This window comes from Streptomyces sp. NPDC051740, from assembly GCF_044453165.1.
Classification (GTDB): Bacteria; Actinomycetota; Actinomycetes; order Streptomycetales; family Streptomycetaceae; genus Streptomyces; species Streptomyces atrovirens.
This window is the reverse complement of sequence record NZ_JBITCL010000025.1, coordinates 1-16,518: the sequence shown is the minus strand read 5'-3', so window position 1 is coordinate 16,518 and position 16,518 is coordinate 1. Positions and strand designations below refer to the sequence as shown.

Genomic DNA, 16,518 nt, shown 5'->3' with positions numbered 1-16,518 from the left:
CGGCCCGGACGAGTACGTACCGGACCGCGCGGAAGCGGAAGAGGAACGGCTCAGCGGTGGCCGCCGCGGAGCCGGCCCAGCAGACGCTGTGCCTGGGCCCGGCGCCGGGGGTCGGCCGCCGCCCGCCGCACCTGCTCGGTCGTACGCCGCCCCTGAGGGCTCCTGGCGAACTGTTTGATGCGCTCCACCATGCTCGGCATGGGTGCTCCCTTCCGCGGGTCCGGTTCGTCCTTGCCGTTCTCCGCCTACCCCCTGCGGGCGGAGTCAGCCCTCGGGCGGCCGGACGGGCTCATGTCTCCTTCAGTGGCTCGTACACCTCCGCTCCCAGACCGAACGTCCACGCCACCCCCTCCCGGGCCGTCCGGGTCGTCGGCGGCACACGGAGCCAGTACGTGCGGTGGGTGCCGTCCGGTTCGGGTGTGGAGTTGAGGACCTCGACCATGACGACCGGCTCGTCGTCGGCCAGTTCGACGCGCCAGAGCGTGCCCGTGCCGTCCCGGTGCAGGGGCCGCGCCCCCGAGTCGGCGAGATAGCGGTCGTAGCCGTAGTACTCGAGCATCACCCGCCGCAGCTCGGCGTTCTCCTCCTGCCGGATCCGCTCCGGGGTGAGCGTGCGCAGTTCCTCCAGGAAGGCGCGCGTCACCGGCATGCCGCGCCAGGCGCACAGGGCGAAACCGTCGGGGAACTCCAGGGCGGGCCCGTCGCCGTGGTCGAGCCGGCCGGCCTCGTCCCGGTGCAGGGCGACGGGACGCTCGCACACGACCGCCACCTTCTCGAACGGCCACCACCAGCCGGCGCTGCGGCACACCAGGGCCGGCCCGGCGAGCGTGGACCCCTCGGTGCGCAGGGCCGCCAGCCACGGCGCGTCGTGCTGCCCGAGCAGGGCGTCCAGCAGGACCAGACGTATCCCGGTGCGGACGGCCGCGTCGTCGGGGGCGAGGTCGTCGAGCACGCCGGCGCGGATTCGGTCGACCAGCGCCTGCGTGGTGTCCCACAGGGCGCCGCCGGTCCGGGACCAGCGCCGGGACCAGCCCGCCGCGCCCAGCTCCTCGTACAGCCGGCCGCGCTCGGCCGCCCACGGCGCGGTGCGCACCGCCTCGCGCACGCTCGCCCCGAAGTCCGTCCCCTCCCGGACCAGTGTCACGCCCTCGCGCGGCGACCCGGCCCAGACCACGCGCTCCGGCTCGGCCAGCCCGGCGTCGCGGTAGGCCAGCCGGATGCCCTCCTCGGCCGCCGCCCGGTCGGCGGGCCCGGTGGCCGCGGCCCACGCGCGCCAGCGAGCCGTCCCCTCCGCGAAGTCCTCCGTCACGCTCTCCTGCGCGATCGTCATCGTCAACGTCCCCTGTTCCCTGCCGTGGTGTGGTGTTCCGTACGGTCGCCGGCGTCCGTCAGTCCGCCACCAGCCGCACCGAGCCGGGGACGTACTCCCGCTGCCGGACCACCCGGAACCAGCCCTTCGGCAGCGCGATCGCCGCGTGCTCCTCGTGGACGACCCGGCCGCCCTCGGGCAGGTGCAGCAGGAACGGCCCGAACGGGCCCGGTTCACGGATGAGTTCGCCCTTCCCGAGCACCGCGTGCGCGTGTCCGGTGACCTCCCCCAGGGCCAGCACCAGCCGGCCCCTGGCGTCGCGCGGCTCCTTGGGCGCGTCCGGGACGTGGGACGGCACCGCCTCGTCCGCGACGGGCACGATCAGCACGTCTCCCTGCCGGTACATGGCTCTCCCCTCCGCTCCGGCGCACGGTGCTCCGGAGTCCATGTGCGGACAGTACGAGCCGGCACTGACAACGGACCGTCACCAGCCCCGCCGCCGGGCGTTGTCAGTCCCTGTTGGTAGAACTGCTGCACGCACCGCCGGAGGGCCCGCACCCCGTGCCCCGTGACGGCCTCGCCCACGCACCGCCTTCCTTCCCGCGTCGCACGACAGGAGCAGCCCGTATGACCATCGGTGGCCACCTCGAGGAGCTGTACGGCCTTCCCGCCTTCACCTTCCCCGGGCCCGGCGAGACACCGCGTGAGCTGCCCGGACCCGATGCCGTGGCCTGGCGGGTCACCGGCGACACCTACAACGTCTACGAGCGGTGGACCGAGGCGTTCGCCCGCTTCTGCTCCGCGGTCGACACCACCCGGGTCCGCGCCCTGGTCGTCGGTGCCTGGGAGGACGCGTGCGAAAAGAGTTCCGGTGACGTCGTCGAGGCGCTGGTGGCCGCGCGCGACCGGCTGCCCGGCCTGCGGTCGCTGTTCCTCGGGGACATGCAGTTCGAGGAGGCGGAGATCTCCTGGATCACCCAGAGCGACGTGACACCGCTGCTGTCGGCCTTCCCGGCGCTGGAGGAGTTCGGTGTGCGCGGCGGCCAGGGGCTGGAGTTCCCCGCCCTGCGCCACGACGGCCTGCGCAAGCTGGTCGTGGAGACCGGCGGCCTCCCGGTGGGCGTGGTCCGCGGTGTCGCGGCCAGCGAACTGCCCGCGCTGGAACACCTCGACCTGTGGCTCGGCACCTCCTGGTACGGCGCCGACAGCGAGGCCGCCGACCTGGAGCCGATCCTCTCCGGCGTCCGGCTGCCCCGGCTGCGGTACCTGGCCCTGCGCAACAGCGAGATCCAGGACGAGATCGCCGCCGCCGTGGCGTCCGCGCCGGTCGTCGCCCGGCTGGAGGTGCTCGACCTGTCCATGGGCACCCTCGGTGACGACGGCGCCACCGCCCTCCTCGGCGGTCAGCCCCTGACCCATCTCAAGAAGCTGGACCTGCACCACAACTACCTGAGCGAGCCCCTGCGGCAGCGCGTCCGCGAGACGCTGGAAGCCGCGGGCGTCGAGGTGGACCTCGACCCGGACGACGCGGACCAGGACGAGGACGACGACGGCACCGTCCACCGCTACGTCAGCGTGGGGGAGTGAACACCGCGTGCGCTACTACCCCTCCCACCTGGAACACTTCCACGGCCTGCCCGTGCACCACTTCGCCGGCCCCGACGAGGAGCCGGACCCCGGCCCGCACCCGATCCCTCCCGCCTCGGTCGCCTGGCGGCTCACGGCCGACGAGGAGGTGCCGTTCGAGGAGCGGTGGAGCTCCTTCCTGGACCGGGTCCGCACCGACGAGGTCGTGGCCCTCGTCATCGGCGCCTGGTGGCAGGAGTGGGACGAGCACGGCATCGACCCCGTCCTCGACCTGATCACGGCCGAGGCGCACCGGCTGCCGAGGCTGCGGGCGGTCTTCCTCGGGGACGTCGAGTCCGAGGAGTCCGAGATCTCCTGGATCAAACAGGGCGACGTCGGCCGGGTGCCGCGCGCCTGGCCCGGTCTGTACGAACTCGGCCTGCGCGGCGCCGAGAACCTGGTGATCGAGCCGCTGCGGCACGAGGAGCTGCGCAGGCTGCGCATCGAGTCCGGCGGTCTGCCGCCCGAGCCGGTCCGCGGCCTGGCGGCCTGCGACCTCCCCGCCCTGCACCACCTGGAACTCTGGCTGGGCACCAGCTGGTACGGCGGTGACTGCACCGCGACCGACGTCCGGGCCCTCCTCGCCATGCTGGACCGCAGCCCCCGGCTCGCCCACCTGGGCCTGTGCAACAGCGACATCCAGGACGAGATCGCCGCCGCCGTGGCCGCCGCGCCCGTCGTCACGGGCCTGGACTCCCTCGACCTGAGCATGGGCACGCTCAGCGACGACGGGGCTGCCGCGCTGCTCTCGGGGCAGCCGCTGAACCATCTGCGGGCGTTCGACCTCGGGCACCACTTCATGAGCGAGGAGATGACCCGCCGCGTGCGCGAGACGCTGGGACCGTACATCCAGGACCTCGGCCTCACGCCCGCCCGCCGCAGCAGGCACCGGCCCGAGGAGCGTTATGTCGCGGTCGGGGAGTGAACCGGGGCGGGCCGGCGCACCCGTGCGCCTCGCCGTCGTGGGCAACCCCGGGGACCGCAGGACGACTCTCTTCACCGACGCCGCCCGCGCGGCCGGACTGCCCGCACCGCGGGTGGTCCCCTGGGAGCGGGTCCTGCGCGAGGGCGGGGCCGACTTCGCCGCCGACGAGACCGTCCGGCTCGACTCGCCCGGCGGGGATCCCGACGTCGACCGGCTGCTGAGGGACGTCCGGGACCCCACCCGCGTGGAGGGCTCGGCACGCTGGTACGCGCGGTTCACCGAGGCGGCGCGCGGACTGCGGGGCGGCATCCGCCTCGACGACACGGAGGAACTGGCCGTCATGTTCGACAAACGGCGCTGCCACGCCGTCCTCGACGCGGCGGACGTCCCCGTGCCCGAGTCACCCACCTCCGGCCCGGACGCCGTACGGGTGACCGGCTGGGACGACGTGCGCACCGTGATGCGCGAGCACCGTATGCCGAGACTCTTCGTCAAGCTCGCGCACGGCTCCTCGGCCTCCGGTGTGCTCGCCGTCGAGGCGTCGGGCAGCGGCCGCGTCCGGGCCACCACCTCCGTCGAACTCACCGGGGACGGCAGGCTGTTCAACTCCCTGACGGTGCGCCGCTACGAGCGGGAGGCGGACATCGCCGCCGTCGTGGACGCCCTCGCCCCCGACGGCCTCCACCTGGAGCGCTGGCTGCCCAAGGCCTCCCAGCGGGGCCGCGCCGCCGATCTGCGGGTCGTGGTGGTGGCCGGCCGCGCCACCCACGCCGTCGTGCGCACCAGCGCCTCACCCCTGACCAACCTCCATCTCGGCGGCACCCGCGGCGACCTCGACGCGGTGCGCGACGCCGTCGGGGCGGCCGGCGGCCGGTGGGCGGACGTCCTCGCCGTGTGCGAGCGCGCGGCGGCCTGCTTCCCGCGCACCCTGTGCGTCGGCGTCGACCTGCTCCCGGCCGTCGGCTGGCGCCGGTTCGCCGTCGGCGAGGTCAACGCCTTCGGCGACCTGCTGCCCCGCCTCACCGGACTGCCGGGCAGCGGGGCGGAGGGCCTCGACACCTACGCGGCCCAGGTCGCGGCGGTCCTGCGCCGCACCACCGCCCCGTCCCACCCGCACCACCAGTACAGAACGGGAACCACCCATGTCAGCGCCTGAACCGACGCCCGCGCCCGGCCCCCACGGGGCCGCCGCACCGGACCACGACCCGGACATGAACGAGATCGTCGGCAGCCACGACATCCTCCTCGTCACCCTCGACACCCTCCGCTTCGACGTCGCCGCCGAACTCGCCGCCGCAGGACGCATCCCGAACCTGGCCCGCCATCTGCCCGGCGGCCGCTGGGAGCGGCGGCACGCCCCCGGCAGCTTCACCTACGCCTCCCACCAGGCGATCTTCGCCGGATTCCTGCCGACACCCGCGGCCCCCGGCCCGCATCCGAGGCTGTTCGCGGCCCGGTTCGCCGGCAGCGAGACCACGGCCGGGCGCACCTTCGTGTACGACACCCCCGACCTGGTCTCCGGCCTCGCGAAGGAGGGCTACCGCACGGTGTGCGTCGGCGGGACCGGCTTCTTCAACAAGCGGGGCCCGCTCGGCTCGGTGCTGCCCGGCCTGTTCCAGGAGTCCCACTGGGAACCGGAGTTCGGCGTCGCCTCACCCACGTCGTTCGAGGCCCAGGTGACCCGCGCGGAACACGTCGTACGCGAACTCCCCGACGAGCAGCGCCTGTTCCTCTTCGTCAACGTCGCCGCACTGCACCAGCCCAACTGGTTCCACCGGCCCGGCGCGACCCGCGAGGAGGGCGACACCCGCGCCACCCACGCCGCCGCCCTGGAGTACGTGGACCGGCACATCGGCCGGCTGTTCGCCGCCGCGAGCAGCCGGCGCCGCTGCTTCGCCGTCGTCTGCTCCGACCACGGCACCGCCTACGGCGACGACGGCTACACCGGCCACCGCATCGGCCACGCGTCCGTGTGGACCGTGCCCTACGCCCACTTCCTCCTGGACCGCACCCCCGCCGAGGCCGCCCGATGACCACCACCGCCACCCCTGCCCGGACCGGCACCGACGTCCCGGCGAGCCCGTACCAGAGCTACGTCTACGCCTACCCGCACAAGACCGCCTACCGCGAACTCGCCGACCGCCCCCGCCTCGACACCCTCTGGGCCGGCGAACCCAAGGACGCCCTCTCCCTCTACCTGCACATCCCGTTCTGCGAGGTCCGCTGCGGCTTCTGCAACCTGTTCACCCGCATCGGCGCCCCCGACGGCCTGACCGGCGCCTATCTGGACGCCCTGGACCGGCAGGCGACCGCCGTACGGGAGGCACTGGGGGAGCGTGAACCCGTGAGGTTCGCCACGGCGGCCTTCGGCGGCGGCACCCCCACCTTCCTCACCGCCGCCGAACTCCAGCGGCTGTGCGACATCGCGGAACACCGTATGGGCGCCGACCTGCGCGCGGTCCCGCTGTCCGTGGAGGCCTCGCCCGCCACGGCCACCGCCGACCGGCTGGACGTGCTGGCCGCGCGCGGCACCACCCGCCTCAGCCTGGGGGTGCAGAGCTTCGACGACACCGAGGCCCGCGCCGCCGTACGCCCGCAGCGCCGCGCCGACGTCGAGGCGGCCCTCGGCCGTATCCGCGACGCCCGCATCCCCGTCCTCAACATCGACCTGATCTACGGCATCGACGGCCAGACGGAACACACCTGGCTGCGCTCCCTGGACGCGGCCCTCGCCTGGCACCCCGAGGAGCTCTACCTCTACCCCCTCTACATACGCCCCCTGACCGGCCTCGGCCGCCGCGCCGGCGAGGCGGACCCGGCCTGGGACGAACAGCGGCTGCGCCTGTACCGCCTGGGCCGCGACCACCTCCTCGCCCACGGCTACACGCAGCAGTCCATGCGCATGTTCCGCCGCGCGGACGCCCCGCCGCAGGGCGCGGACGACTACGCCTGCCAGACCGACGGCATGATCGGCCTCGGCTGCGGCGCCCGCTCCTACACCGCAGGCCTGCACTACTCCTTCGACTACGCCGTCGGCATGCACGAGATCCGCGGCATCGTCGACGACTACGTCTCCCGCCCCGCCGCCGACTTCGCCCACGCCGAGTACGGCCGCCGCGTCGACACCGGCGAGGCCCGCCGCCGGCACCTGCTGCAGTCCCTGCTCCAGGCGGAAGGCCTCGACCTCGCCGACTACCGCGCCCGGTTCGACGGCCGCACCCCGGCGGACGACTTCCCGGCCGAGCTGTCCCGCTTCGCCGACCGCGGCTGGCTGGAGGAGGACACCGGTCCCTGCGCCACGCGCCTGCGCCTGACCCCCGAGGGCCTGGCCCACTCCGACGCCATCGGCCCGCAGCTGTTCTCCCCGGCCGTGCGGGCCGCCATGGCCGCCTACGAGCGGAAGTGAGACCGCAGCCGATGGACCTGACCCTCCTCTACCGGGGCCCGCTGGCCTCCTGCGACTACGACTGCCCCTACTGCCCCTTCGCCAAGCGCCGCGACAGCCGCGAGCAGCTGCGCGCGGACCGCGCCCGCCTGGAGAGGTTCGCCGACTGGGCCGACGCGCAGACCACCGACCGGCTCTCCCTGCTCTTCACCCCCTGGGGCGAGGGTCTGGTCCGCTCCTGGTACCGGAACACCCTGACCCGGTTGTCCCACCGGCCGCACATCCGCCGCGTCGCCATCCAGACCAACCTCAGCTGCCGCACCGACTGGCTGGCCGGCGCCGACCTGGACACCCTCGCCCTGTGGTGCACGTACCACCCGGGCCAGACCCCCTACGACCGCTTCCTGGCTAAGTGCCGCGAACTGGACCGCCTCGGCGTCCGGTTCAGCGTCGGCGTCGTCGGACTGCCCGAGCACCTCGACGCGGCCCGGCGGCTGCGCGCCGACCTGCCCGAGAAGGTGTACCTGTGGGTCAACGCCGCCGAGGGCCGCGCCTACGACGACACCGAGGCCGGTGTGTGGACCGCGCTGGACCCGCTCTTCCCCTACAGCCGCCGCCCCCACGCCAGTGCGGGCCTGCCCTGCCGCACGGGGGAGTCCGTGATCTCCGTCGACGGCGAGGGCACGGTCCGCCGCTGCCACTTCGTCCGCGCCGAACTCGGCAACCTCTACGACGGCAGCTACCGCGAGGCGCTGCGCCCCCGCCCCTGCCCCCTCACCACCTGTGACTGCCACATCGGCTACGTCCACCTCGAAACGCTGCCGCTGTACGACGTGTTCGCGGGCGGTGTGCTGGAACGGATACCGGCCCCGGCCGGGTAGCCGCCCGCGCCACATGACGTGTTTGCCGCGGAAGCCAGCGGCAAGTCGGTGTCCATGAGCGAACAGAACAAGAACTCGAATCAGAAGACCACGTCCGCCCGGTCCGCCGCGACCAAGGCCCGGGAGACCGCGGACAAGGCGACCGCTCCCGCGGCCGGCAAGGCCGGTGACGCGGCGTCGGCGGCCGCGTCGGGCGCCGGGCGCGCGGCCCAGGCGGCGAGCGGCGCCGCGCAGACCGCGGCCAAGGGGGTCGAGGCGGGCCGCCGCGCGGTCGTCGCCACCTCGGGCCAGGTCGCCGCCGGCGCCAAGACCGCCTGGACGGTCATCGCCAACCGCAGGCTCGTCGCCGCCGGTGCCGCGGCCGGCCTGACCGCGCTGACCGCCGCCTCCTACGCGGTGGGCCGGCGCGCCGAACGCCACACCCACGGCCCCCTCACCCGGATGACCGGCGGCCGGATCTGACGACCGGGGCGGCGGGGCGTACGGCGCGGAGCCGGGCCCCACTCGCGCGGTGCGGCCCCGAAGAGGAAAGATGTCTCCGCAAGCGAAGAATCAACCCCTGCGGAGGAGTGGGCACATGCAGCACGAGCGAGCGGGCGGCCCGGCCGGCCCCGAGGATCTCGTCGACGTCGCTCGGCTGGTCACGGCGTACTACGCACTGCACCCCGACCCCGAGGACCCCGGGCAGCGCGTCGCCTTCGGGACGTCGGGACACCGCGGCTCGTCCCTGACGGCCGCGTTCAACGAGGACCACATCGCCGCGACCAGCCAGGCCATCTGCGAGTACCGCGCCGGGCAGGGAACCGACGGGCCGCTCTTCCTCGGCGCCGACACCCACGCCCTGTCCGAGCCCGCGCGGGTCACCGCCCTGGAGGTGTTCGCGGCCAACGGGGTCACGGTGCTCATCGACAGCGCCGACGGCTACACCCCGACCCCGGCGGTCTCGCACGCGATCCTCACCCACAACCGGGGCCGCACCACGGGCCTCGCGGACGGCGTCGTGGTCACCCCGTCCCACAACCCGCCCGCCGACGGCGGGTTCAAGTACAACCCCCCCAGCGGCGGCCCCGCGGGCTCGGACGCCACCGGCTGGATCCAGGACCGGGCCAACGACATCATCCGCGGCGGCCTCGAGGACGTCCGCCGCATCCCGTACGCCCGCGCCCTCGCCGCACCCGGAACCGGCCGCTACGACTTCCTCGGCACCTATGTCGCGGACCTGCCGAACGTGCTGGACCTGGACGCGATCCGCGCGGCCGGCGTACGGATCGGCGCGGACCCGCTGGGCGGGGCCTCCGTCGCGTACTGGGGCCGGATCGCCGAACAGCACCGGCTCGACCTCACCGTGGTCAACCCGCTCACCGACCCGACCTGGCGGTTCATGACGCTGGACTGGGACGGCAGGATCCGGATGGACTGCTCCTCGCCGCACGCGATGGCGTCCCTCATCGAGCAGCGCGACCGCTTCGACATCGCCACCGGCAACGACGCGGACGCCGACCGGCACGGCATCGTCACCCCGGACGCCGGGCTGATGAACCCCAACCACTACCTCGCCACGGCGATCGGCTACCTCTACGCGCACCGCGAGCGGTGGCCGTCCGCGGCCGGCGTCGGCAAGACCCTGGTCTCCTCCGCGATGATCGACCGGGTCGCCGCCGACCTGGAGCGCGAACTCGTCGAGGTGCCCGTCGGTTTCAAGTGGTTCGTGGACGGACTGGCCGGCGGCACCCTCGGCTTCGGCGGTGAGGAGTCGGCCGGGGCCTCCTTCCTGCGCCGGGACGGCTCGGTGTGGACCACCGACAAGGACGGCATCATCCTGGCGCTGCTCGCGTCCGAGATCACGGCCGTCACCGGGAAGACGCCCTCCGCGCACTACGCCGCCCTCACCTCCCGCTTCGGCGAGCCCGCCTACGAGCGGATCGACGCCCCGGCCACCCGTGAGGAGAAGGCCCGCCTGGCGAAGCTGTCCCCCGCCCAGGTCACCGCGGACACCCTGGCCGGGGAGGCGGTCACCGCGGTGCTCACCGAGGCGCCGGGCAACGGCGCCTCCATCGGGGGCATCAAGGTGGCCACGGACAGCGCCTGGTTCGCCGCCCGCCCCTCCGGCACCGAGGACGTGTACAAGATCTACGCCGAGTCGTTCCAGGGTCCCGAGCACCTCCGCCGGGTACAGGAGGAGGCCAAGGCCGTGGTCCTCGCGGCACTGAGCGACTGAGCCGCACCCCGCACGGGCACGCCCCGGTCACCCACCACGGTGGCCGGGGCGCGTCAGCCGGCCCGGACGCCGGGGGCGGACGGGGCCGTGGAGGCGGGTTCCGGCGACCGGGACGTCGCCGTGGGCAGCTCCGCCGGCATCTCCTCCGACTGCTGCAGAACGGTGTCGCCGGGCCCCTCGGCCGGCGTGCCCGCACCGGTGGACAGCTGCGACCACGCGCCCAGCGCCAGGGCGATCGCGGCGGCCGTGCCCACCACGCGGCCGACGCGGCGCAGCCGGGCGCGCCCGTCCATCTCCCGCCAGGACGGGCCGTCCCACGGGCCGTCCGGCTGCCACAGATCACCGACCGCCTCGACGTCGGCGTCCCCCCGCGCCGCGCCGCCGCCGGTGTGCTGCCGCGTCCGCTGCAGCGCGGAGGGCTCCCTGGGGGCGGTGGCCCGGATGGCGCGCTCGTTGTCGGTGAGGAACCGCCGCCAGACGTCCTCGGGCAGCGACGGCGTACCGTCCCGCTCCTCCGGCGTCCCGCCGTCGTCCGGCCTCTGCGCGGTCACGTCCGTTCATTCCCTTCGAGGATCCCGCCAGGATCATTGCACAGCGCAAAAACGAATGAACAGCGGCCCGCGGAACCGGACATGCGGCTGGGACGGTGCGGTCCGGGTGCGGACTCGACCGGATGAAGGTCCGCTCTGTGCCGGGCCGGGCCCGTACGACGAGTTGTTCCCGGCGTGCCGCGGCTACACCGCCATGGCGTCGCTCGCCGGCGTCACCGGCGTCGGTATCGCCGCCGCGGTGACGCGCTCGCGCCGGGAGGCGGAACCGGCCGGCGTGCGGTCGATCGCGGAGGCCGCCCAGCGGGTGCTGCTGCGGCCGGTGCCGCTGACCGCCGGGCCCGTGCAGGTGGCCGTCTTCCACACGTCCGCCGTCGCCGAGGCGCGGATCGGCGGTGACCTCTACGAGGTGGTGGCCTCGCCGCGTGGCGTCCGGGTCGTCCTCGGCGACGCGCAGGGCAAGGGCCTGGCCGCCGTGGAGACGGCCGCCGTGGTCCTCGGCGCCTTCCGGGAGGCCGCCTACGACGAGCCGGACCTCGTCAAGCCGGGCGAGCGGGTGGAGCGCGGCGTGGCCCGGGGACCGGAGGACGAGCGGTTCGTCACCGCGATCCTCGCGGAGATTGGCACCGGCCAGGAGGGCGTCCTCCTCGACTACGGCCATCCGGCCCCGATGCCGCTGCGCCGCGACGGCGGCACCGACTTCCCGGAGCCGCCGTCGTTCGCGCTGCCGCTGGGCCTGTCCGCGCACGGCGCCGGGGGGCCGGAGCCCTGCCGGGTGGCGTTCGCCCCGGGCGAGCAACTGCTGCTCTGGACCGACGGCGTCACCGAGGCCCGCTACCGGGACGGGCGCTTCCACCCGTTGGGCGAGCGCACGCACCTGCTGAAGGAACCCGACGCGCACCACGCCCCGGAGGCCCTGCGCGAGGACCTGGTCCAGCACGCGGGAGGACCGCCCGGCGACGACGCCGCGATGCTCCTCCCGCGCCATCACCGCCACCAGGACGTGGAGTCCGCGCCCACCGGGTGAGCGGGCGGCGATCACCGCGAGGTACAAAGGGCACATGCATCGGGACGAGCCCCCCGGCGGGGCCAGGGACGACGTCGAGGCGGTCACCCGTGCGGTGCTGACCGCCTCACGGCTGCTGGTGGCGGTGTCCGCGCGCTCCCTCGCCGCGGTCGAGGACCGGGTGACGCTGCCGCAGTTCCGGATGCTGATGGTGCTCTCCACCCGCGGTGCCACCAAGCTGGTCACGCTCGCCGACCTGCTCCACGTCGCCCCGTCCACCGCGATGCGCATGGTCGACCGGCTGATCGCGGCCGGCCTCGCCGACCGGCGGACCAACCCCGCCAACCGTCGGGAGACCCTGCTGCGGCTCACCGGCGAGGGCCGGCACACGGTCGAGGACGTCACCGCGCGGCGCCGCGCCGAGATCGCCGCGATCGTCGAGCGGCTGGCCCCACGACAGCGGGCGGCGCTGGTCGGCGCCCTCACCGCGTTCAACGAGGCCGGCGGCGAGCCCCCCGCCACGAAACCGCAGCCGTACCCGCTCGGATGGGCGATGGACGACGGGCCGTGACCGGCACCGCCCAAATCTGCATGCTAGGTTCGCATTTGAAAGGCGGCCGGGGACGGCCGCCGCGTCCACGCACCCGGGACGGTGACACCCCATGACCTCAGAAGGCAGTGACGTTTCAGGCGAGGACGTTCCGCTCCCGCGGGTCCTGTGCGACACGGCCGCTCTGACCGCCCTCGACGGCGCGTCCGCCGGCGCCCTGTGGGGGCTCGCCGAGCCGGGCCGCCAACTCGACGCCAACGTCGTGCGCATCCCGCCCGGACACGGGGTCGACACCCACCGCGAGCCCGACCTCGACGTCCTCCTGCTGGTCCTCGCCGGCCACGGCACCCTCACCGCCCCCGACGGCCCCCGCCCCCTTCCCGCGGGCGCCCTGACCTGGCTCCCGCACGGCTCCACCCGGAGCCTCACCGCAGGCCCCGAGGGCCTGACGTACCTGACCGTCCACCGCCGCCGCCCCGGCATGCGGATCCAGCGCCGGGACCCGGCAGTTCAACAACCGTGATCATCGCGGCCACAAACTGATAACAGCAGACAACTCCTGAACGGCTTATGCGGTCTGGACCGCTATGAAGATCTCTTTTCTGATCCACAACGCCTATGGGATCGGAGGCACGATCACCACCACGTTCAACCTGGCGGCCGCGCTGGCCGAACGGCACGAGGTGGAGATCGTCTCGGTGTTAAGACACCGGGAGCACCCCAATCTCACTCCGCATCCCGGAGTACGGCTGCGGGCGCTGGTGGATCTGCGGAGGGAGAAGGACCACCCGCTGCACGGCAGACCCGCCAAGGTGTTCCCCGCCGCCGAGTACCGCCACCACCAGTACAGCGAACTGACGGACGAGCGGATCGCCGAGTGCCTGGCGGACATCGACGCCGACGTCGTCATCGGTACCCGGCCGGGGCTCAACGTGCATCTCGCCCTCCAGGCCCCGGAGCACGTCGTACGCGTCGGCCAGGAGCACCTCACCCTCGACAACCATCCGCCCGCGCTGCGCACCGCGCTGCGCCGCGCCTACCGCCGGCTCGACGTGCTCACCACCGTCACGGAGGCGGACGCCGACTCCTACCGGCGCAAGATGCGGCTGCCCGGCGTGCGGGTGGAGGCCCTCCCCAACAGCGTCCCCGACCCCGCGCTCCCCACCGCCGACGGCACCGCCAAGGTCGTGGTGGCGGCCGGCCGGCTGGTTCCCGTCAAGCGGTTCGACCTGATCATCGAGGCGTTCGCCCGGGTGGCCGCCGAACACCCCGACTGGCAACTGCGCATCTACGGCAAGGGCGAGGAACACGACCGGCTGCGCGCCCTGATCGAGACGCTCGGCCTGTGGAACAACGTCTTCCTCATGGGCGCGGCGATTCCCATGGAGGCCGAGTGGGTCAAGGGCTCGATCGGCGCGGCCGCCTCGAACTTCGAGCCGTTCGGCATGACCCTCGTCGAGGCGATGCGCTGCGGACTGCCCTTCGTCAGCACCGACTGCCCCTACGGGCCCGGCGAGATCATCAAGGACGGCGAGGACGGCCGGCTGGTGCCGGTCGGGGACAGCGCGGCCTTCGCCGCGGCCCTCCTCGACCTGGTGCGCGACGACGAGCGCCGCCGCCGCATGGGCGAGGCGGCCGTGGCCAACGCGCACCGGTTCGCCCCCGGCCCGGTCGTCGCCCACGCCGAGCGCCTCTTCCGGGACGCGATCGAGGCCCGGAGCGGCGGACGGCACGGCACCCCGGAGCACGGCGGAATACAGCATCCCCTCGTCAGCCGGGGCCACGCCGCCCGCGACCTCGCCCGCGCCGCCGCGTCGAACGCGCTGCGCACCGTACGGAAGGGACGCCGATGAACACGGCCCCGCGCACCCACTGTTCCGTCGACGCCGACGGCCGGATCACCTTCCGCCTGCGGCCACCGGCGTCCGCACACCCCCGGCTGCTGCTGGTGCTGCGCCCCGGGAAGGGCCGGCCCGAGGAGACGACCCGCACCCTCGACCTCGAACCCCACGGCGACGACGGCGAGTTCCGCGCCGTGCTGGAGGCGCTGCCCCGGCTCGCGGAGGGCCGCTGGGACACGTATCTGCTGAGCGGCCCGGACGCCGGACGGGAGCGGCTGCGCCCCGGCCCGCGGGACCTGCGGGCACTCGTCGACGGCGGCTCGCGCGCGTGGCCGTCACCGGTGGCCGTCCGGGTGCCGTACACCACCAAGGACGGCTTCCTCGCGATACGGACCTGGCTGCGCACCGCCCACGCGGAGGCGGGCCCCGTCGAGATCGCCGACGGGACGATGACGGTCCGCGCCCGTCTGCACGGAGCCGGACTCTCCGAAGGGGCTCAGGCTGTGCTGCGGTTGCGGGGCACCAAGGACACCCTGCACGGCGTCCCGGTACGGCCGGCGGGGGACGGCGGCTTCGCCTTCACCGTCGCCGGCGAGGACCTCGTGGCCTCCGACAGCCGGGTCTGGGACGTCTTCCTCCGCCCCGCCGCCGACGCGCCGCTCACCAGGGTCGGCCGCCTCCTCGACGACGTGGCGGACCGCAAGGCGGTGTTCGTGTACCCGCTGATCACCGCGGGCGGCTCCGCGGTACGCCCCTACTACACCGTCGACAACGACCTCGCCGTCGAGGTGACCGCCCTCGGCTGAACGGTCGTACTCCTCACCGTCTGAGCCTTTTCGTGGGTACCCCGCCTTCGGGCGGGTTTGTGGGAGGGAGCGCGCCGGGAGTCCGCCTACTGAGCGGATGGCGACCGCGTGAATCGCAGGATGTTGCCGTTCGGGTCGATGACCTGCATCGTCGGCCCTCCGGGCGCGTCCGGGTCGATTCCTGGTCGTACCGGCGCGTTCGGACGGGTGAGCAGTTCCTTGTGCAGCGCGGAAACGTCGCGCACCGGGAACCAGGCCACGCCATGCGGGCTGCCGTCCCCATGATGCTCGGACAGGTGCAGGACCGCTGCGGATCGAGAGACCTGGACGTACAGCGGCAGCCCGGGTTCGAAGCGATGCTCCCAGTCCAGGGTGAATCCCAGGTAGCCGAGATAGAACGGCAGCACTTGGGAGACGGACGTGACGCGCAGCACCGGTACGCCCGGGCCGATGGCCGGTGCGGACGAGCGGCCGGCGAGCGCGGTGAGGACATTCCAGTCCTTGGCGCCGAATTGGTGGGCGATCAGTTCGAGCGCGAGGCTGTACGGGATCTCGATGCCCGCAGCGGCCAGGTCCTCACGCAGGACCTTGACAAGCTTCTTGGCACGGTCGGTGCTGGTGGACGTCATTGCGTCGGCTTCCCACGCGGCTGTCTCGCCGACGCTCGCGTTGTCGGCTGGTGCCGCGTTCAGGTGAGCCGATGCGAGGCGACCCACGGCGCATTCACCGAACCCCGAAGGGCGCGAGCGGCTGGCTGCACCAGGCCGCTCGCGATATTACCGGTCGGTCTTGTCGCCGCGCTACCACAGGCGCTGGGCCTCGTAGCCCCCGCTGATACGGGATCTGATGTTCAGTCATGCGGCGAGCGCGTGGCATGCGCGGTTGTGGTGTCGGCGTCCGGCCCGGGGCCCTGTGGCCGGCAGTACATGCCCAGGTGCCCCGCACATGTCACATTTCGTTCTTCTGTCCGGCCGTCAGAGTGACGGACCAGGAACAGAGGACACCATGCGAAATCCTGATCGTCGCCGACGGCGGTTACGCGGGCTTCTGCACCGCGTGGGGCCTGGAGAAGACGTTGCGCGAGGGCGAGGCGCGGATCACGGTCGTCGACCCGTGTCCGTCCCATGGTGATGCTGTCCGACCAGGACCTGTATCCCGTCAGCCTCGGCCTGTACCATTGACATCCTCCCTCTCCTCAAGGGAGGGGGATTCCAACCCGGACGGGTTGGGGTTCACGGGCGCTCGAGCGGCTGGTGGCCGCTGTCACCCCTCCGGCACCGGCTGTGCGCCGGGGGCGGGGGATCCCGCCCTGTCCTGCCGCGACGCCCACTGCCGCGTTCTCGTCGGCGTTGCAGGTGAACCCGCAGGACACGCAGACGAACTCGGCTTGGCTCTTGCGCGAGTCCTTCTCGATCCAGCCGCA

At 73.6% G+C, this 16,518-nt stretch carries 18 protein-coding genes and 1 pseudogene; 13 read left to right on the top strand and 6 right to left on the bottom strand.

Annotated elements, in window-relative coordinates:
* Positions 1-50 precede the first annotated feature (50 nt).
* From ACIA6T_RS30355 to ACIA6T_RS30345, 3 genes are all read right to left on the bottom strand, one after another.
* A complete protein-coding gene (locus ACIA6T_RS30355) occupies positions 51-200 on the bottom strand; it encodes a hypothetical protein (RefSeq protein ID WP_398371841.1) in 150 nt (49 codons plus the stop codon).
* An 89-nt stretch (positions 201-289) separates the two neighbouring features.
* On the bottom strand, positions 290-1,330 hold the full coding sequence (locus tag ACIA6T_RS30350; RefSeq protein ID WP_399449703.1) for a DUF6745 domain-containing protein: 1,041 nt from the start codon (positions 1,328-1,330) through the stop codon (positions 290-292).
* 58 nt (positions 1,331-1,388) lie between these two features.
* Positions 1,389-1,715 carry a hypothetical protein gene (locus ACIA6T_RS30345; protein WP_399449702.1) on the bottom strand — a complete coding sequence of 109 codons (327 nt, stop codon included), beginning with the start codon at positions 1,713-1,715 and terminating at the stop codon, positions 1,389-1,391.
* Between the two features lie 221 nt (positions 1,716-1,936).
* Here ACIA6T_RS30345 and ACIA6T_RS30340 point away from each other — a divergent pair, with 221 nt between their 5' ends.
* The 8 genes from ACIA6T_RS30340 (at position 1,937) to pgm (ending at position 10,344) form a co-directional block, all read left to right on the top strand.
* A complete protein-coding gene (locus ACIA6T_RS30340) occupies positions 1,937-2,896 on the top strand; it encodes an STM4015 family protein (protein ID WP_399449701.1) in 960 nt (319 codons plus the stop codon).
* A 7-nt stretch (positions 2,897-2,903) separates the two neighbouring features.
* The gene (locus ACIA6T_RS30335; RefSeq protein WP_399449700.1) at positions 2,904-3,860 is read left to right on the top strand and encodes an STM4015 family protein; all 957 of its coding nucleotides are present in this window, start codon (positions 2,904-2,906) and stop codon (positions 3,858-3,860) included.
* Positions 3,841-5,016, top strand: coding sequence for an STM4014 family protein (locus tag ACIA6T_RS30330; protein ID WP_399449699.1), 1,176 nt, complete (start codon positions 3,841-3,843; stop codon positions 5,014-5,016). Before ACIA6T_RS30335 ends, ACIA6T_RS30330 begins: the two co-directional genes overlap by 20 nt.
* A 55-nt stretch (positions 5,017-5,071) precedes the next feature.
* Positions 5,072-5,893, top strand: a complete 822-nt coding sequence (locus ACIA6T_RS30325) for an STM4013/SEN3800 family hydrolase (RefSeq protein WP_399449787.1) — start codon at positions 5,072-5,074, stop codon at positions 5,891-5,893.
* Positions 5,890-7,266: an STM4012 family radical SAM protein gene (locus ACIA6T_RS30320; RefSeq protein ID WP_399449698.1), complete on the top strand. Its 1,377-nt coding sequence runs from the start codon at positions 5,890-5,892 to the stop codon at positions 7,264-7,266. Before ACIA6T_RS30325 ends, ACIA6T_RS30320 begins: the two co-directional genes overlap by 4 nt.
* 11 nt (positions 7,267-7,277) lie before the next feature.
* Positions 7,278-8,126 carry an STM4011 family radical SAM protein gene (locus ACIA6T_RS30315; protein ID WP_399449697.1) on the top strand — a complete coding sequence of 283 codons (849 nt, stop codon included), beginning with the start codon at positions 7,278-7,280 and terminating at the stop codon, positions 8,124-8,126.
* Between the two features lie 54 nt (positions 8,127-8,180).
* Entirely contained in the window at positions 8,181-8,588 is a 408-nt protein-coding gene (locus tag ACIA6T_RS30310) for a hypothetical protein (protein ID WP_399449696.1), read from the top strand.
* Positions 8,589-8,703: 115 nt separating this feature from the next.
* Entirely contained in the window at positions 8,704-10,344 is a 1,641-nt protein-coding gene (gene pgm / locus ACIA6T_RS30305; RefSeq protein ID WP_399449695.1) for a phosphoglucomutase (alpha-D-glucose-1,6-bisphosphate-dependent), read from the top strand.
* Positions 10,345-10,397: 53 nt separating this feature from the next.
* Here pgm and ACIA6T_RS30300 read toward each other — a convergent pair whose 3' ends face one another.
* Positions 10,398-10,895 carry a hypothetical protein gene (locus tag ACIA6T_RS30300; RefSeq protein ID WP_399449694.1) on the bottom strand — a complete coding sequence of 166 codons (498 nt, stop codon included), beginning with the start codon at positions 10,893-10,895 and terminating at the stop codon, positions 10,398-10,400.
* A gap of 133 nt (positions 10,896-11,028) precedes the next feature.
* On the opposite strand from ACIA6T_RS30300, the pseudogene ACIA6T_RS30295 reads away from it, so the two are divergent.
* From ACIA6T_RS30295 to ACIA6T_RS30275, 5 genes and pseudogenes are all read left to right on the top strand, one after another.
* Positions 11,029-11,919 (top strand): annotated as a pseudogene (locus tag ACIA6T_RS30295) (PP2C family protein-serine/threonine phosphatase); the annotation flags it as partial.
* 34 nt (positions 11,920-11,953) lie between these two features.
* Positions 11,954-12,469: a MarR family winged helix-turn-helix transcriptional regulator gene (locus tag ACIA6T_RS30290; protein WP_399449693.1), complete on the top strand. Its 516-nt coding sequence runs from the start codon at positions 11,954-11,956 to the stop codon at positions 12,467-12,469.
* A gap of 91 nt (positions 12,470-12,560) precedes the next feature.
* Positions 12,561-12,971: a hypothetical protein gene (locus ACIA6T_RS30285; protein ID WP_399449692.1), complete on the top strand. Its 411-nt coding sequence runs from the start codon at positions 12,561-12,563 to the stop codon at positions 12,969-12,971.
* 64 nt (positions 12,972-13,035) lie between these two features.
* Positions 13,036-14,301 (top strand): glycosyltransferase family 4 protein, encoded by a 1,266-nt coding sequence (locus ACIA6T_RS30280; protein WP_399449691.1) that lies wholly within the window; start codon positions 13,036-13,038, stop codon positions 14,299-14,301.
* Complete coding sequence (locus ACIA6T_RS30275; RefSeq protein WP_399449690.1) at positions 14,298-15,095, top strand: transferase; 798 nt, start codon at positions 14,298-14,300, stop codon at positions 15,093-15,095. The genes ACIA6T_RS30280 and ACIA6T_RS30275 overlap by 4 nt, the downstream gene beginning before the upstream one ends.
* A gap of 86 nt (positions 15,096-15,181) precedes the next feature.
* On the opposite strand, the gene ACIA6T_RS30270 is transcribed toward ACIA6T_RS30275, so the two are convergent.
* Positions 15,182-15,724 carry a glyoxalase superfamily protein gene (locus ACIA6T_RS30270; protein WP_399449689.1) on the bottom strand — a complete coding sequence of 181 codons (543 nt, stop codon included), beginning with the start codon at positions 15,722-15,724 and terminating at the stop codon, positions 15,182-15,184.
* Positions 15,725-16,290: 566 nt separating this feature from the next.
* Positions 16,291-16,518: zinc ribbon domain-containing protein (locus tag ACIA6T_RS30265; protein ID WP_399449688.1), on the bottom strand; the 228-nt coding region annotated here is incomplete at its 5' end.

Coding starts and splice junctions, on each gene's coding strand:
- ACIA6T_RS30350 (WP_399449703.1), bottom strand. CDS start 1,330: ATGACGATCGCGCAGGAGAGCGTGACGGAGGACTTCGCGGAGGGGACG.
- ACIA6T_RS30290 (WP_399449693.1), top strand. CDS start 11,954: ATGCATCGGGACGAGCCCCCCGGCGGGGCCAGGGACGACGTCGAGGCG.
- ACIA6T_RS30330 (WP_399449699.1), top strand. CDS start 3,841: ATGTCGCGGTCGGGGAGTGAACCGGGGCGGGCCGGCGCACCCGTGCGC.
- ACIA6T_RS30340 (WP_399449701.1), top strand. CDS start 1,937: ATGACCATCGGTGGCCACCTCGAGGAGCTGTACGGCCTTCCCGCCTTC.
- ACIA6T_RS30355 (WP_398371841.1), bottom strand. CDS start 200: ATGCCGAGCATGGTGGAGCGCATCAAACAGTTCGCCAGGAGCCCTCAG.
- ACIA6T_RS30315 (WP_399449697.1), top strand. CDS start 7,278: ATGGACCTGACCCTCCTCTACCGGGGCCCGCTGGCCTCCTGCGACTAC.
- ACIA6T_RS30270 (WP_399449689.1), bottom strand. CDS start 15,724: ATGACGTCCACCAGCACCGACCGTGCCAAGAAGCTTGTCAAGGTCCTG.
- ACIA6T_RS30325 (WP_399449787.1), top strand. CDS start 5,072: ATGAACGAGATCGTCGGCAGCCACGACATCCTCCTCGTCACCCTCGAC.
- ACIA6T_RS30285 (WP_399449692.1), top strand. CDS start 12,561: ATGACCTCAGAAGGCAGTGACGTTTCAGGCGAGGACGTTCCGCTCCCG.
- ACIA6T_RS30320 (WP_399449698.1), top strand. CDS start 5,890: ATGACCACCACCGCCACCCCTGCCCGGACCGGCACCGACGTCCCGGCG.
- ACIA6T_RS30280 (WP_399449691.1), top strand. CDS start 13,036: ATGAAGATCTCTTTTCTGATCCACAACGCCTATGGGATCGGAGGCACG.
- pgm (WP_399449695.1), top strand. CDS start 8,704: ATGCAGCACGAGCGAGCGGGCGGCCCGGCCGGCCCCGAGGATCTCGTC.
- ACIA6T_RS30275 (WP_399449690.1), top strand. CDS start 14,298: ATGAACACGGCCCCGCGCACCCACTGTTCCGTCGACGCCGACGGCCGG.
- ACIA6T_RS30310 (WP_399449696.1), top strand. CDS start 8,181: ATGAGCGAACAGAACAAGAACTCGAATCAGAAGACCACGTCCGCCCGG.
- ACIA6T_RS30345 (WP_399449702.1), bottom strand. CDS start 1,715: ATGTACCGGCAGGGAGACGTGCTGATCGTGCCCGTCGCGGACGAGGCG.